The sequence below is a fragment of the Acinetobacter tandoii genome, assembly GCF_008867985.1.
Classification (GTDB): domain Bacteria; phylum Pseudomonadota; class Gammaproteobacteria; order Pseudomonadales; family Moraxellaceae; genus Acinetobacter; species Acinetobacter tandoii.
The window spans coordinates 1-333 of record NZ_VXLD01000040.1 but is presented as its reverse complement, the minus strand read 5'-3'; the positions used below and the strand labels follow the sequence as shown (position 1 = coordinate 333).

Genomic DNA, 333 nt, shown 5'->3' with positions numbered 1-333 from the left:
CGGGTACCACCTTGGCCGATGCAACCTATGCGGTGGTGGCGACGGTCACAGATACCGCAGGGAACAGCAAAAGTACCACCAGTCAGAACGTGGTAATTGACACCAAGATCGACACCGACAACGACGGTCAAACCGTGACTTTCGATTCGATCACCAACGACACTGGCAGTTCCAACAGCGACTTCATCACCAATGACAACACCTTGCTGTTTAAAGGTACGGTCGATCTGGCTGATGGCAACAGCCTCAGTGTAACGGTTGGTGCGACCACCTACACCACTGCCGATCCACGCTTAACGGTTGATCCAGCAGGGAATTGGACCCTAGACCTGA

Annotated in this window: 1 protein-coding gene; it reads left to right on the top strand. The window is 53.8% G+C overall.

All coding sequences use genetic code 11. The features are described from left to right. Positions 1-134: 134 nt before the first annotated feature. Positions 135-333, top strand: a 199-nt coding sequence (locus F4W09_RS17005) for an Ig-like domain-containing protein (protein WP_215899333.1), incomplete at its 3' end; no start/stop codon positions are given.